Genomic DNA, 13,896 nt, shown 5'->3' on the forward strand with positions numbered 1-13,896 from the left:
CCGCGTACCTTTGTTTTACTCCTAATGGTCTTAACCCGGATTCACCCCCCAGAACCCGGGTTTTTTTTGCCTGCGATTCAAGACGCAGGCTGCGACCCTTTCCAACGTTACGCCGATGCCCTGACATGCGCCAACGCAAATAACCGCTTGAAATTCTCGGTGGTCTGCTCGGCAAATCGCTCATAGGACTCACCTCGCAACATTGCCAGAAACTCCGCTACCTCGCGCACGTATTGCGGCAGGTTCGGTTTGCCGCGATGGGGGATCGGCGCCAGGTACGGCGAGTCGGTTTCCACCAGCAACCGGTCGACCGGCACCTTGCTGGCCACATCTCGCAGGGCATCGGCATTGCGAAAAGTGACAATACCGGACAAGGAAATGTAATACCCCATGTCCAGTGCAGCCTTGGCCATGTCCCAGTCTTCGGTGAAGCAATGCAGCACGCCCGCCTGAGGCAGCGCCGCCTCGCGTAGCAGTTCGAGGGTGTCGGCCCGGGCGCCACGGGTGTGGATGATGACCGGTTTGCCAGTCTGACTGGCCGCTTGCAGGTGCAGACGGAACGACGCCTGCTGCAACGCTGCCGCTTCCGGCTCGTAGTGGTAATCCAGGCCGGTTTCACCGATCGCCACCACCCGCGGATGATTGAGCTCGCGCAACAGCCAGTCCAGTGCCGGTGCGGCACCCGGCTGTACATCCAGCGGATGCACGCCGACCGAACAATCAACGTCGTCGTAGCGTTCAGCCAGGGCTTTGACGGCGGCGGCGTTCTCGGCGCTGACGCCGATGCACAGAAAGTGCCCTACTCCCCTCTGGCGGGCCGCATCGAGCGCGGCATCCAGGGAGCCGTCGTGGGCGGTGAGGTCGAGGCGATCAAGATGACAATGGGAATCTACAAGCATAAAAGGGCTGCAACTTACATCGTATGAGTGGGACGGTCGGACTTCAGGGCTCCGGCCAGATGGGTTTCGATTCGACTGCGAGCGGTGTCGTCGCCTTCGTTGAATTGCACACCGACTCCAGCGGCGCGGTTGCCCTGGGCACCTTTGGGGGTAATCCAGGTGACCCGGCCGGCGACCGGGATCTTTTCAGGTTCGTCCATCAGGTGCAGGAGCATGAAGACCTCATCACCCAACTTGTAGCTCTTGTTGGTCGGGATAAACAGGCCGCCGTTCTTGATAAATGGCATGTAGGCCGCGTAGAGCACGGACCTGTCCTTGATGGTCAAGGACAAAATGCCATTGCGCGGCCCCGGACTGATGGGTTCGTTCATGCTGACCTCCACTGTCTGATGATCAGAGTCTAGGCACGCCAGTCACTTCTGGGTAGGCAAGGATACCCACTGCACCAACAGCGCCTCCAGCAACAGCGCCGGATTGAGGTTGGCCTTGCTCATCACTTTCTGGCGCTGGGCGAGGATCCAGTCCTGGATATTCAAGACTTTATCCTGAGCGGCTTTCTGCGCCAGGTATTGAATCACCTTGCGCATGTCCGCCAGCCCCAGCCCTGCTTCATCCTGAGTCAACTGATAACGCAGGATCAGGCTCGACCAGTCGCAAAACCAGTCGAACAACAGCAACATGGGAATGCTTTTCCATTCCTCGGCCAGTTGCGTCGGCGACTGCTGCTGCTTAAGCAACTTCTTCACACCTTCGACCACCAGCGCCCGCTGCTCGCGCACGCCCTGGACCTGCAATTTGACCGCGGCCAATGGCGAACCGGCGGCGAGGGTCAGCAGTTCAATGCGCTCGTCTTCCGAGCAGTCCGGCAGCGCCTTGGCCAGCCACGCCAGGCTCATGGCTTGGCTGGGCAACGGACAGGCCTGCTGTACGCAGCGGCTCTTGATGGTCGGCAGCAGACGGCTGGTCTGGTGGCTGACCAACAGCAATACGGTGTCGCCGGACGGCTCTTCAAGGCTTTTGAGCAAGGCGTTGGCGGCGTTGATGTTCATCGACTCGACCGGCTCGATCAGCACCACTTTGCGACCGCCCAACTGCGCGGTCTGCACCACGAAGCTGACCAGATCACGGACCTGATCGACCTTGATCGCCTTGTCCGCCTCTTCCGGTTCCAGAATGTAGTTATCCGGATGACTACCGGCCTTGAGCAGCAGGCAGGATTTGCATTCACCACAGGCGCCCTGGGCGGTCGGCCGCTGGCACAACAAACTGGCCATCAAACGCTCGGCCAGCGCACGCTTGCCAATCCCAGCCGGGCCATGCAGCAAATAGGCGTGGGCGTGCTGGGCACGGCCGGCCAATTGCTGCCAGAGACTGTCCTGCCATGGATAGGCTTCAGCCACGGGTCAACTCCAGCAGACGTGGCAGCAAGGCATCCAGAGACTGCTGAACCTGCGCCAGCGGTTGAGCGGCGTCCACCAGCACATAACGCGCAGGATCCGCTTTGGCGCACTCGAGGAAGGTGTTGCGCACGGCATCGAAGAACGTGCGGCCTTCGAGCTCGAAACGGTCCAGGCGACCGCGGGCGCTGGCGCGGGCCAGGCCCACTTCCACCGGCAGATCGAAGATCAGCGTCAAGTCCGGGCGCAGATCACCCTGAACGAACGTTTCGAGGGCCGCGATGCGCTCCAGCGACAAACCGCGGCCACCGCCCTGATAGGCATAGGTCGAATCGGTGAAGCGGTCGCACAAAACCACCGCGCCACGGGCCAGCGCCGGGCGGATCACCTCAGCCAGATGCTGGGCCCGCGCGGCGAACACCAACAGCAGTTCGGTGTCGGGGTTCATGACCTCATCGACCGGTGCCAACAGCACGTCGCGGATCCGCTCGGCCAAGGGCGTGCCACCCGGTTCCCGGGTCAACACCACCTCGATCCCGGCGGCGCGCAGACGCTCGGCCAGGTATTCGCGATTGGTGCTCTTGCCGGCGCCTTCCGGGCCTTCCAGGGTAATAAACAAGCCAGTCACAGGCAGTCCTTAGTCAGAGTCATTGCGGGCTTTGCGGTGCGGGCGCATCCGGTTCGGGTGCCGGCGCAGGCTCTTGTGCAGGCTCTTGTGCAGAGTCTTGCACGGAATCTTGCGGCGCTTCGGGTGGCATTTCTTCGGGCACTGCATCAGGCGAAGCGGCCGGGATCGGCGCCTGGGCATCCTCCGTCGGCGGCGTGACAGTCGGCGCCGGGCTGGAACGGTAATCGGCACGTCGATTGAGCTGGAACTCCCGCACCGCGTTGTTATGGGCGTCCAGATCATCGGAGAACACATGGCTGCCATCACCGCGTGCAACAAAATACAGGCTGTTGCCGTCCGCCGGATTCAACGCCGCATGGATCGCCTCACGACCGACCATCGCAATCGGCGTCGGCGGCAGGCCGGCGATCATGTAGGTGTTATACGGCGTCGGCTCCTTGAGATGGGCGCGGGTCAACTTGCCGTTATAACGATCACCCAAGCCGTAGATCACCGTTGGATCGGTCTGCAGCAGCATCCCCATCTCCATGCGCCGCACGAACACACCGGCAATCTGCCGGCGCTCCTGCGGCACGCCGGTTTCCTTTTCCACCAGCGAGGCCATGATCAGTGCCTGGTAGGGTTCGGTGTAGGGCACGTCGGCAGCGCGCTGATCCCATTCCCTGGCGAGGACCTCATCGAGGCGATCATAAGCTTTCTTGAGCAGATCGACGTCGGTCATGCCACGCACGAAACGGTACGTGTCGGGGAAGAAGCGCCCTTCCGGAAAAATCCCGCCGTGCCCGAGCTTGTCCATCACCTGACTGTCGCTCAAACCGTTGAGGGTCTGTTCGAGTTTTTCATCCTTGGCCAAGGCTGCGCGGACTTGATGGAAATTCCAGCCTTCGACCAGCGTCAGGCTGTACTGAACCATTTCCCCGCGCTTCCACAAGTCAATCAGTCCGTTGACTGTCATACCGGGAACCATGCGGTATTCGCCGCTGTGCAGCGGTTGCCTTGCCAGATTGAAGCGCCAATAAACCCGCAGCCAGAAAGCGTCCTTGATGACACCATCGGTTTCAAGTCGAACGAAAGTGCGGTTTGGTGTAGTGCCTTTGGGCACTTCCAGCAGCTCTTCCTGCGCGATGTTCAGCGGCTGTTCCAGCGCCGAATGGATTTTCCAGGCGCTAGCGCCCGCCAACAGCCCCGCCAGAACCAGTCCGGTCTCCAGCAGCAGCAAGAATTTACGTCTCACGAATCAAACATCCAGTAGCGCACGGGCAATGGTTTGGAGTTTACGGGTGAGCGGCCCAACCGGCCAGCTCAGTGCGGCATAGGCGCGCACCGGCCAAACGCCATACACGCTGTTGCAGACAAAGACCTCATCAGCCCATTGCAGCTGTTCGAGGGTAATGTCGGTGATTTGTGTGGGGATCCCCAATGACTCGGCTTGAAACAATAACTCGGCACGCATCACGCCCGCCACGCCACAACGTTTGAGATCGGCGGTCACCAGCACGCCATCGCGCACCAGAAACAGATTACTGAACACGCCTTCGATCACCCGCCCGACCTGATCCAGCATCAAGCCTTCGGCATGCTCGGTGTCCTGCCATTCTGAACGGGCAATAACCTGCTCCAGACGATTGAGGTGCTTGAGACCGGCGAGCAGGGGTTGTTTGGATAACCGTGTTGCACAAGGAAACAGACGAACGCCCTGCTCTGCATGAACAGCTGGATAAGCAGCAGGAGGATTGCCTTGCAGAATGCGCCGGGCCTGGGCCGAGGGGTCGGGGGCGTAACCACGCAGGCTGTCGCCGCGGGTGAGGATGAGCTTGAGCACGCCCTCGCCCAGGGCTGCGGCATAGGCCAGCAGCTCCGCGCGGATCAATTGGTGATCGGCGGCAATCGCCAGGCGCGAACAGCCCTCGGCCAGACGCGACAGATGTCGATCCAGCAGCAATGGCTGCCCGCCCTTGACCGCGACGGTCTCGAACAGACCATCGCCGTAAGCCAGGCCGCGATCCTTCAGCGACAAAGCGTCAGCCGGTTGACCGTCGACCCAGCTGTCCATCAGTCAGCGAACCGGCGGAACACCAGCGAGCCATTGGTACCGCCAAATCCGAAGGAGTTGGACAGCACCACGTCGATATCCATGCCGCGCGCGGTGTGAGGTACGAAGTCGAGGTCGCAGCCTTCGTCCGGCTCATCGAGGTTGATGGTCGGCGGAGCGACCTGACTGTTGATGGCCAGTACGCTGAAAATCGCCTCGACCGCGCCCGCCGCGCCCAGCAGGTGACCAGTCATGGACTTGGTCGAACTGACCGCCAGTTTGTAGGCGTGATCGCCGAACACGGATTTGATCGCACAGGCTTCGGCGAGGTCGCCGGCCGAGGTCGAAGTACCGTGAGCGTTGATGTACTGAACCTGATCGCTGTTGATCTTCGCATCGCGCAAGGCATTGGTGATGCAACGCGCAGCACCCGCGCCATCGGCCGGGGGCGAGGTCATATGGTAGGCATCGCCACTGGTGCCGAAGCCGATCAGCTCGGCGTAGATGGTCGCGCCACGGGCCTTGGCGTGCTCCAGCTCTTCGAGAACCAGTGCGCCGGCGCCGTCGGACAGTACGAAGCCATCACGGCCCTTGTCCCATGGACGGCTGGCACGGGTCGGTTCGTCGTTGCGGGTCGACAGCGCGCGGGAGGCACCAAAGCCACCCATGCCCAGACCACACGCAGCCATCTCGGCGCCACCGGCGATCATCACGTCGGCTTCGTCGTACATGATGTTGCGTGCCGCCATGCCGATGCAGTGTGTACCGGTGGTACACGCCGTGGCGATGGCGTAGTTAGGCCCCTGTGCTCCCAGGTGGATGGACAGGAAACCGGAAATCATATTGATGATCGAGCCAGGCACGAAAAACGGAGAAATCCGTCGTGGGCCGGCATCATGCAGCGTGCGGCTGGTGTCTTCGATATTGGTCAGACCGCCAATACCCGACCCCATGGCCACGCCGATGCGCTCGCGGTTGGCGTCGGTAACTTCAAGACCTGCATTACGCACGGCCTGAAAACCTGCAGCCAGACCGTACTGAATGAACAGGTCGAGTTTGCGAGCTTCCTTGACCGACAGGTATTCCTCGACATTGAAGCCCTTCACGGAGCCGCCAAAACGGGTGGAATAGGCAGAAAGGTCGGTGTGTTCGATCAGACCAATGCCACTGCGGCCAGCCAGAATGCCCTGCCAACTGCTCGGCACATCGGTACCCAGTGGCGACAACATACCCATACCGGTGACTACGACGCGTCTACGCGACACAGCACTCTCCTTTTTTCAAATGACGACTTCGCACAAGGCCTAAAGAAAAAACCGCACGCCATGATGGCAGTGCGGTTTTTCCATGACAGCGAGCAACGATTACAAACTATTAACCCTGATGGGAGTTAACGTAGTCGATTGCTGCTTGTACAGTAGTGATCTTTTCAGCTTCTTCGTCAGGGATTTCGGTCTCGAATTCCTCTTCCAGAGCCATCACCAGCTCAACGGTGTCAAGGGAGTCTGCACCCAGGTCTTCAACGAAGGAAGCGGTGTTGACCACTTCTTCTTCTTTAACGCCCAGTTGCTCAGCAACGATTTTCTTGACGCGCTCTTCGATGGTGCTCATACCTTGTTTTCACTCCTAATGGACAAATTCAGGCAGCTGGCCAGTGGGTAAGTGTATAGAAAGACTTTTCAGCTTTTCAACTGAAAGCTTCACTCCTCAAACCCCGCGACCCTCTGCCGATAAAATAGATTGCAGCTTTATAACGGATTTTAGACAGCTCGTATGACATTTTTTTGAAGCAATCCGTCACATTTAACTCATGTACATCCCGCCGTTCACCGGGATTGTAGCCCCAGTAACGTAAGCCGCACCGTCGGATGCAAGAAAAGCGACCACAGACGCGATCTCTTGAGCTTGCCCCAGACGACCCAGCGGAATTTGCGTCTGCAGGGCTTCACGCTGCGCCTCGGGCAGTTCGCGGGTCATATCGGTGTCGATGAACCCCGGGGCCACCGAGTTTACCGTAATCGAACGCGAACCGACTTCACGCGCCAGCGCACGGCTGAAACCTTCCAGACCGGCCTTGGCGGCTGCGTAGTTTACTTGGCCTGCGTTGCCCATGGCACCCACAACCGAGCCAATACTGATAATTCGTCCCCAACGGGCTTTGGTCATACCGCGCAGAACGCCCTTGGACAGGCGGAACAGACTGTTCAGGTTGGTATCGACGACGTCATGCCACTCGTCATCTTTCATGCGCATCATCAGGTTATCGCGGGTGATACCGGCATTATTGACCAGAATCGCCGGCGCACCGAACTGCTCCTGAATGCTCGCCAGCACGGCCGCTACGGACTCATCGCTGGTGACATTGAGTTCCAGGCCAGTGCCCTGAATACCGTTTTCTTTCAGAGTGGCGGCGATACGCTCGGCACCCGAAGCGGAGGTCGCGGTGCCGACAACAATGGCACCCTGACGACCCAGCTCCAGAGCGATAGCCTGGCCGATACCACGGCTGGCACCGGTGACCAGTGCAACTTTACCTTGCAGACTCATGCAGGCTTCTCCTTGTTCAGGCCAGCGCTGCACGGGCGGCAGCGAAAGCGTCTGGGGTATTGAGGTTAGAGGTCGACACGCCTTCGGCGCAACGTTTGTTCAGACCAGCAAGTACTTTGCCAGGGCCGCATTCGACCAGCTCGGTCGCACCCTTGGCAGCCAGCGCCTGGACCGACTCGACCCAGCGTACAGGCTTGTAGAGCTGCTCAAGCAGATCGCGCTTGAGGGTTTCCAGATCGGCCGGCACGTCGGCGCTTACGTTCTGTACCACAGGGATCTGTGGTGCCTTCCAGTCGATGGCGGCGATGGACTCGGCAAAACGCTCTGCGGCCGGGCGCATCAATTCACAGTGGGAAGGCACGCTGACCGGTAACGGCATGGCGCGCTTGGCGCCACGGGCCTTGCAGCCTTCGATGGCGCGTTCGACTGCCGCCTTGGCACCGGCAATCACTACCTGGCCCGGAGAGTTGAAGTTGACCGCGCTGACCACTTCGCCTTGCGCCGCTTCGGCGCAGGCTGCCAGCACGTCGGCATCGTCCAGACCGAGGATAGCGGCCATGCCGCCCTGCCCGGCCGGAACGGCTTCCTGCATCAATTGGCCGCGACGCTCCACCAGCTTCACCGCGTCACCCAGGCTCAGGCTGCCCGCAGCCACCAGAGCGCTGTATTCGCCCAGGCTGTGACCGGCAACGTAAGCCGGACGCGCACCACCTTCAGCCAGCCACAGACGCCACAAGGCGATCGAAGCGGTCAGGATCGCCGGTTGGGTTTTATCGGTTTGATTGAGTTGCTCTTCCGGCCCTTGCTGGGTCAGCGCCCACAGGTCGTAACCCAGGGCATCGGAAGCTTCTTTGAATGTTTCGAGGACCACAGGATGTTGCGCGCCCAGCTCGGCCAGCATGCCGAGGGACTGCGAACCCTGTCCTGGAAAGACGAATGCGAGGGAAGCAGACATGTAACAAGCCCCTAATGATCTTGTCGCCGGAGAATTGACGTCCCGCCTGGGGAACGCAAGAAACTGACAGTTGGATGGCTCATTGAACTGAGCGGTCACATTTAAGCATTGTCTGACGAAAACGCCTAAGGCAACAAATCCTCCAGACGACCATGAAGCCGTTCCGGCAAGTTTTCCTGGATCTCGATCAAGGCGCGTTGAATCGCACTCTGGAAGCCCTGAACCCCCGCCGAACCATGGCTTTTCACGACAATTCCCTGCAAACCGAGGAAACTTGCGCCGTTATGGCGAGCCGGTGCCAGCTCGGCCTGCAAGCGCTTCATCAGCGGCAGCGCCAGAGCGCCGACCACTTTCGACGCGAAATTTTTTCTGAACTGGGCCTCGATTCGCCCGGCAATCATGGTCGCCAGGCCTTCGCTGGACTTGAGCAGGATATTGCCGACAAAGCCGTCACATACCACCACATCTGCCTCGCCACGGTACAAACCGTCACCTTCGACAAATCCGATGTAATTCAGACCGCGCGCATTTTGCAACAGGGTCGCCGCCAGTTTGACCTGCTGATTGCCCTTGATGTCTTCGGTGCCGATATTCAGCAACGCGACCCGTGGACGAACGACGCCCAGCGCTTGCGCCGCCACCGAACCCATCACCGCAAACTGCAACAGATGCTCGGCACTGCAATCAACATTGGCGCCCAGATCAAGCAACTGGCAGAAACCTTTCTCGGTCGGAATGGCGGCAACCATGGCCGGCCGATCGATCCCCGGCAAAGTTTTGAGCACAAACCGCGACAACGCCATCAGCGCACCGGTATTGCCGGCACTGACGCACGCCTGGACCTTGCCATCGCGCAACAACTCCAGCGCCACGCGCATCGACGAATCAGGCTTGCCGCGCAAGGCCTGGGCAGGTTTGTCGTCCATGGTGATGACTTCGGACGCCGGCACGATCGACAGACGCGAGCGATCCACAGCCGATTGGCCAGCGATCAATTCTTCAAGGAGGGAGGGTTGACCGACAAGGGTCAGGTGCAGCGAGGGCGTAGCAGACAGACAAGCAAGGCTGGCCTGAACAATGCTGCGGGGACCGAAGTCCCCGCCCATTGCGTCAATCGCGATGACTTGAGCGGACAAGGATTACTCGTCAGCGCCCTTGTCGATCACTTTACGACCACGGTATACGCCTTCTGGCGATACGTGGTGACGCAGGTGAACTTCACCGGTGGTTTTTTCTACAGACAGGGTGCTAGCCTCGAGAGCGTCGTGCGAACGACGCATGTCACGGGCAGAGCGGGATTTTTTGTTCTGCTGAACAGCCATAATTGATTAACTCCTAAACGTTTGGGTCACGCTTTAACTGCGCCAATACACTGAACGGGTTGGACCGCGTTACCTCGTCCTCGCTCGGTTCGGGCTCATCTGCTCCCGCCGGCTGCTGGCATTCTTCCGGATGATGAGCAGGCACAATGGGCAAGGCGAGCAGAAGCTCCTCCTCGATCAGTGACTGCAGATCCAATGGATCTTCGCCCAGTTCCAGCACGTCATAACCTTTCGGCAACGACTGGGTATTCGCACCCTCCTTCACCACAGCGTAACTGCATTCGCTATGGATCGGCAGGGTGACCAGCTCAAGACAACGCTGGCAAACCATTTTGACTTCGGTGTCGATAAAGCTGTGGATGACCACAGACTTACGTTCATCTCGTTCAAAAACGAATTTAGCCTGCACCGTACCGACATTGTCGGAAAGCGGGTCGCAGAGTCTCTCCAAATCGGCCAGCAGCATTTCACCTTGAAGGGTGGTGCCACGATCTGCCAATTTGCGCGGGTCAACGTGAGGTGGAATCGGGTCATTCAACATAGGCGCAGCATTATAGGGATGCCCCCGGCCATGTCAAAGGAAATTCAGCCCTGTGCGTCACTTGAGCCTGCGCTAGAATTCGCCCCCCGCCCTTTGGAGATGCGCATGCTGCCTTTATTACTCGCTTCAAGCTCGGTGTATCGCCGGGAATTGCTGGCCCGCTTGCAGCTGCCGTTTACTTGCAGCTCGCCGGATATCGACGAAAGCCACCGCCCGGATGAGTCCACCATCGAACTGGTAAAGCGTCTCGCCGAAGAAAAAGCCCGCGCACTTGCAGCCAGTTATCCCACCCATCTGATCATTGGCTCGGACCAGGTCGCGGTACTTGGCGAGCGAATTATCGGCAAACCCCATACCTTCGAAAAGGCTCGCGAACAACTGCTGGCATCGAGCGGCACCAGCGTAACCTTCCTCACCGGCCTGGCATTGCTCAACAGCCAGACCGGCGACTGCCAGGTCGACTGCGTGCCCTTTACCGTACACATGCGCGCACTCGACACAGCGCGCATCGAACGCTATCTGCGCGCCGAGCAGCCCTACGACTGTGCAGGCAGTTTCAAAGCTGAAGGCTTGGGGGTAAGCCTGTTTAAAAGCACAGAAGGCCCTGACGCCACCAGCCTTATCGGCCTGCCACTGATTCGCCTGGTCGACATGCTGCTGGCTGAAGGCGTGCAAATACCTTAAAGATCAAAAAACCGGCCACGCGGGCCGGTTTCGTTATGCAGGCAGGCGATCAACGCAACGCCGGCCCCTGGAAGCCCATCCACATCGCCAAATGCTCAGCCACGCTGGCGCCGAGCTTTTTCGAAAAGCGATCAAACGGCGACTCCTCAATAGTGAAATCCACCAACTCTTTCTCGCCGATCACGTCACGCGCCACCGAACTGGCACTGCCCAGACCATCGATCAAGCCCAGCGGCAGCGCCTGCTCACCGGACCAGACCAGGCCGGAGAACAGCTCCGGATGCTCTTTGTCCTTGAGTCGATCACCGCGCCCTTTCTTGACGCTGCTGATGAACTGCTGATGAGTGGTATCCAGCACGCCCTGCCAGAATGCAGTTTCCGCAGGCTTCTGCGGCTGGAACGGATCGAGGAACGATTTGTGCTCGCCGGAGGTATAGGTACGACGCTCGACGCCCAACTTTTCCATGGTGCCGACAAAACCGTAACCGGCCGCCGTCACGCCAATGGAGCCCACCAGACTCGCCTTGTCGGCGTAAATCTGATCCGCCGCGCTGGCAATGTAATAGGCACCCGAAGCCCCCAGATCCGAGATCACAGCATAAACCTTGATATCCGGATGCAGGCCGCGCAAACGACGGATCTCGTCATAGACATACCCCGACTGCACCGGACTTCCGCCCGGGCTGTTGATCCGCAGGATCACACCCTTGACCTTCTTGTCCTCGAAGGCTGCACGCAGACTGCCGACGATATTGTCGGCACTGGCCGGCTCTTTCTCGGCAATCATGCCAGTTATATCGATCAGCGCCGTGTAACCGGAACCGCGAGTGGCGCTTTTTTCCACATCCATCAGCGGCGTGAACAAGAACAACGCAAGCAACAGGTACGCAAAGGTCAGCAGCTTGAAGAAAATCCCCCAGCGACGGGACCGGCGATGCTCCTGCACGTTGGCCAGCAGAGTTGTTTCCAGCAGCTTCCAGCTTTTCTCGTCACCGCTCTCTGCGCTCGCCTTGGCGGGTGCTTTCCATTCGTCGGTCATGACATCTACCCCTGCAAAAAACCGTTAAGCCCGCTAGCTCAGCCAAGCGCGCAATTCTGAAAAACGATCAATGGACAGTCGTGGCTCGAACTGCTGCAACGCCTCAATCGATTGAGCGCCATAGCTGACCGCCACCGAATCCATGCCGGCGTTGCGTGCCATCTGCAGATCGAAGGACGAATCCCCGACCATCAGCGCCTGCTCCGGGCAAACCTCGCAATGGGCGAGAATCTGCTCGAGCATCAGCGGATGGGGCTTGCTGGCTGTTTCATCCGCCGCACGGGTGACATCAAAATAATCCTCCCAGCCGTGGGCTTTGAGCACCCGATCCAACCCTCGCCGGGCCTTGCCGGTGGCAACGGCCAGGCGATACCCGTCAGCACGAAACGCGTCCATCGACTCGAGCACGCCCTCGAACAACGGCGAAGGAACAGCCTCCGCCGCGATGTAGTGCTGTGCATAATAGTCACGAAACGCCAGCAGCTCGCCATCGCCGATCTCGGGATACAAGGTGCGAATGGCCTCCGGCAGTCCGAGACCGATAATGCCTTTGACGGCAAAATCATCGCGCAACGGGAAGCCTGAGCGCTCGGACGCCACGTGCATCGCCTCGACAATCCGACCAATGGAGTCTGCGAGCGTACCGTCCCAATCGAAAATCAGCAGCTTGTAATCAGATGGGCGCACTCAATCGCTCCACGGTCTTGGCCCACATTTCGTCGACCGGCGCCTGCAATTTCAGCTCGCCACCGTCGGGCAGCGGCACGGTCAGCATGTAGGCATGCAGGAACAGGCGCTTGCCGCCCAGATCACGAATCTCTTTGCTGAAGCCCTCATCGCCGTACTTGGTATCGCCGGCGATGCAATGCCCGGCATGTAAAGTATGGACGCGAATCTGGTGAGTGCGACCGGTGATCGGCTTGGCCTCGACCATGGTGGCAAAGTCACCGAAGCGACGCAGCACCTTGAACACGGTCAGTGCCTCCTTGCCCTCTTCGTCGACTTCGACCATACGCTCGCCGGAGCGCAGATTGCTCTTTTGCAACGGCGCGCGGACTTGCTTGATCGAGGTCGCCCAGTTGCCGCGCACCAGCGCCATATAACGTTTGTCGACACCATCGCCGCGCAATGCGGCGTGCAAGTGACGCAACATGCTGCGCTTCTTGGCGATCATCAGCAGGCCGGACGTGTCGCGGTCGAGGCGGTGAACCAACTCGAGCTCTTTTGCATCGGGACGTAACTGACGAAAGGCTTCGATCACGCCGTAATTCAAGCCGCTGCCACCGTGAACCGCGATGCCGGCGGGCTTGTTGATTACGATCAGCGCCTTGTCTTCGTAGACAATCGAGGCCTCGAGCCGCTGCAGCAGCCCCTGGGCCAGCGGCACGGGCTCGTCGCGTTCGGGCACGCGAACCGGCGGTACGCGCACGATATCGCCCGCCTGCAGCTTGTATTCGGGCTTGATCCGACCTTTGTTCACCCGCACTTCGCCTTTACGCAAAATGCGGTAAATCAAGGTCTTGGGCACGCCTTTGAGCCGAGCGAGAAGAAAGTTATCAATACGTTGGCCGGCATATTCCGGCGAGACCTCAAGCAGTTGTACGCCTGGGGTCGAAGGGGCAGTAGTCGTCATGGTGCGGATGATAACAATTTTTTATGGAATTGAAGCACTTAATCATTGCTGCTATAGTCGCGAACGCCGCCAAAAGTGGCCTGGACAGCGGACTAACGGTCAAAAACCGGCCCTGACCAACGCAATTCACGAGGACGAGAGGCCGTCCTACGGGGCTTTCGCTACGTAACGGCAGCGTTTGCAGTTGTAACAAGCGCAGGTGACATAAGGCCTGAATCA

17 protein-coding genes are annotated in these 13,896 nt (G+C 59.5%); 1 reads left to right on the forward strand and 16 read right to left on the reverse strand.

The features are described 5' to 3' along the window. Positions 1–107 precede the first annotated feature (107 nt). The 13 genes from HCU66_RS16270 to HCU66_RS16330 all read right to left on the reverse strand — a co-directional run bounded on the left by HCU66_RS16270 (position 108) and on the right by HCU66_RS16330 (position 10,321). The gene (locus HCU66_RS16270) at positions 108–899 is read right to left on the reverse strand and encodes a TatD family hydrolase (protein ID WP_205889436.1); all 792 of its coding nucleotides are present in this window, start codon (positions 897–899) and stop codon (positions 108–110) included. Positions 900–913: 14 nt separating this feature from the next. Continuing rightward, a complete protein-coding gene (locus HCU66_RS16275) occupies positions 914–1,270 on the reverse strand; it encodes a PilZ domain-containing protein (protein ID WP_019582736.1) in 357 nt (118 codons plus the stop codon). A 42-nt stretch (positions 1,271–1,312) separates the two neighbouring features. Continuing rightward, entirely contained in the window at positions 1,313–2,299 is a 987-nt protein-coding gene (locus tag HCU66_RS16280) for a DNA polymerase III subunit delta' (RefSeq protein ID WP_205889437.1), read from the reverse strand. After that, the gene (gene tmk / locus HCU66_RS16285; protein ID WP_205889438.1) at positions 2,292–2,924 is read right to left on the reverse strand and encodes a dTMP kinase; all 633 of its coding nucleotides are present in this window, start codon (positions 2,922–2,924) and stop codon (positions 2,292–2,294) included. Before tmk ends, HCU66_RS16280 begins: the two co-directional genes overlap by 8 nt. 19 nt (positions 2,925–2,943) lie before the next feature. Continuing rightward, the gene (gene mltG / locus HCU66_RS16290; RefSeq protein WP_205889439.1) at positions 2,944–4,158 is read right to left on the reverse strand and encodes an endolytic transglycosylase MltG; all 1,215 of its coding nucleotides are present in this window, start codon (positions 4,156–4,158) and stop codon (positions 2,944–2,946) included. A 3-nt stretch (positions 4,159–4,161) separates the two neighbouring features. Beyond that, positions 4,162–4,977 (reverse strand): aminodeoxychorismate lyase, encoded by an 816-nt coding sequence (gene pabC / locus HCU66_RS16295; protein ID WP_205889440.1) that lies wholly within the window; start codon positions 4,975–4,977, stop codon positions 4,162–4,164. Beyond that, positions 4,977–6,221, reverse strand: a complete 1,245-nt coding sequence (gene fabF / locus HCU66_RS16300; protein WP_205889441.1) for a beta-ketoacyl-ACP synthase II — start codon at positions 6,219–6,221, stop codon at positions 4,977–4,979. The genes pabC and fabF overlap by 1 nt, the downstream gene beginning before the upstream one ends. A gap of 109 nt (positions 6,222–6,330) precedes the next feature. After that, the gene (gene acpP, locus HCU66_RS16305; RefSeq protein ID WP_025261008.1) at positions 6,331–6,567 is read right to left on the reverse strand and encodes an acyl carrier protein; all 237 of its coding nucleotides are present in this window, start codon (positions 6,565–6,567) and stop codon (positions 6,331–6,333) included. A gap of 192 nt (positions 6,568–6,759) precedes the next feature. Further along, positions 6,760–7,503, reverse strand: a complete 744-nt coding sequence (fabG, locus tag HCU66_RS16310; RefSeq protein WP_007942004.1) for a 3-oxoacyl-ACP reductase FabG — start codon at positions 7,501–7,503, stop codon at positions 6,760–6,762. 16 nt (positions 7,504–7,519) lie between these two features. Then, on the reverse strand, positions 7,520–8,458 hold the full coding sequence (gene fabD, locus HCU66_RS16315) for an ACP S-malonyltransferase (protein ID WP_205889442.1): 939 nt from the start codon (positions 8,456–8,458) through the stop codon (positions 7,520–7,522). 125 nt (positions 8,459–8,583) lie between these two features. Next, positions 8,584–9,594 carry a phosphate acyltransferase PlsX gene (plsX, locus tag HCU66_RS16320; protein ID WP_205889443.1) on the reverse strand — a complete coding sequence of 337 codons (1,011 nt, stop codon included), beginning with the start codon at positions 9,592–9,594 and terminating at the stop codon, positions 8,584–8,586. A 3-nt stretch (positions 9,595–9,597) separates the two neighbouring features. Then, a complete protein-coding gene (rpmF, locus tag HCU66_RS16325) occupies positions 9,598–9,780 on the reverse strand; it encodes a 50S ribosomal protein L32 (RefSeq protein WP_003179396.1) in 183 nt (60 codons plus the stop codon). Between the two features lie 13 nt (positions 9,781–9,793). Further along, positions 9,794–10,321 carry a YceD family protein gene (locus HCU66_RS16330; RefSeq protein ID WP_007942001.1) on the reverse strand — a complete coding sequence of 176 codons (528 nt, stop codon included), beginning with the start codon at positions 10,319–10,321 and terminating at the stop codon, positions 9,794–9,796. Between the two features lie 105 nt (positions 10,322–10,426). On the opposite strand from HCU66_RS16330, the gene HCU66_RS16335 reads away from it, so the two are divergent. Then, positions 10,427–11,005 carry a Maf family protein gene (locus tag HCU66_RS16335; protein ID WP_205889444.1) on the forward strand — a complete coding sequence of 193 codons (579 nt, stop codon included), beginning with the start codon at positions 10,427–10,429 and terminating at the stop codon, positions 11,003–11,005. Between the two features lie 49 nt (positions 11,006–11,054). On the opposite strand, the gene HCU66_RS16340 is transcribed toward HCU66_RS16335, so the two are convergent. Genes HCU66_RS16340 through rluC form a run of 3 tightly spaced genes read right to left on the reverse strand, consistent with a single transcriptional unit; the run spans position 11,055 to position 13,677 of the window. Continuing rightward, positions 11,055–12,044 carry a S49 family peptidase gene (locus HCU66_RS16340; protein WP_205889445.1) on the reverse strand — a complete coding sequence of 330 codons (990 nt, stop codon included), beginning with the start codon at positions 12,042–12,044 and terminating at the stop codon, positions 11,055–11,057. A 33-nt stretch (positions 12,045–12,077) separates the two neighbouring features. After that, a complete protein-coding gene (locus HCU66_RS16345) occupies positions 12,078–12,731 on the reverse strand; it encodes an HAD-IA family hydrolase (RefSeq protein ID WP_205889446.1) in 654 nt (217 codons plus the stop codon). After that, entirely contained in the window at positions 12,718–13,677 is a 960-nt protein-coding gene (gene rluC / locus HCU66_RS16350; protein WP_205889447.1) for a 23S rRNA pseudouridine(955/2504/2580) synthase RluC, read from the reverse strand. Before rluC ends, HCU66_RS16345 begins: the two co-directional genes overlap by 14 nt. Positions 13,678–13,896: the final 219 nt, after the last annotated feature.

It is taken from the genome of Pseudomonas frederiksbergensis, assembly GCF_017114915.1.
Taxonomy (GTDB): Bacteria; Pseudomonadota; Gammaproteobacteria; order Pseudomonadales; family Pseudomonadaceae; genus Aquipseudomonas; species Aquipseudomonas frederiksbergensis_I.

What these genes read in the sequence shown, in the direction of transcription:
- HCU66_RS16270 (WP_205889436.1), bottom strand. Translation starts at nt 899, where the DNA reads ATGCTTGTAGATTCCCATTGTCATCTTGATCGCCTCGACCTCACCGCC.
- HCU66_RS16275 (WP_019582736.1), bottom strand. Translation starts at nt 1,270, where the DNA reads ATGAACGAACCCATCAGTCCGGGGCCGCGCAATGGCATTTTGTCCTTG.
- pabC (WP_205889440.1), bottom strand. Translation starts at nt 4,977, where the DNA reads ATGGACAGCTGGGTCGACGGTCAACCGGCTGACGCTTTGTCGCTGAAG.
- acpP (WP_025261008.1), bottom strand. Translation starts at nt 6,567, where the DNA reads ATGAGCACCATCGAAGAGCGCGTCAAGAAAATCGTTGCTGAGCAACTG.
- fabG (WP_007942004.1), bottom strand. Translation starts at nt 7,503, where the DNA reads ATGAGTCTGCAAGGTAAAGTTGCACTGGTCACCGGTGCCAGCCGTGGT.
- fabD (WP_205889442.1), bottom strand. Translation starts at nt 8,458, where the DNA reads ATGTCTGCTTCCCTCGCATTCGTCTTTCCAGGACAGGGTTCGCAGTCC.
- rpmF (WP_003179396.1), bottom strand. Translation starts at nt 9,780, where the DNA reads ATGGCTGTTCAGCAGAACAAAAAATCCCGCTCTGCCCGTGACATGCGT.
- HCU66_RS16330 (WP_007942001.1), bottom strand. Translation starts at nt 10,321, where the DNA reads ATGTTGAATGACCCGATTCCACCTCACGTTGACCCGCGCAAATTGGCA.
- HCU66_RS16335 (WP_205889444.1), top strand. Translation starts at nt 10,427, where the DNA reads ATGCTGCCTTTATTACTCGCTTCAAGCTCGGTGTATCGCCGGGAATTG.
- HCU66_RS16340 (WP_205889445.1), bottom strand. Translation starts at nt 12,044, where the DNA reads ATGACCGACGAATGGAAAGCACCCGCCAAGGCGAGCGCAGAGAGCGGT.
- rluC (WP_205889447.1), bottom strand. Translation starts at nt 13,677, where the DNA reads ATGACGACTACTGCCCCTTCGACCCCAGGCGTACAACTGCTTGAGGTC.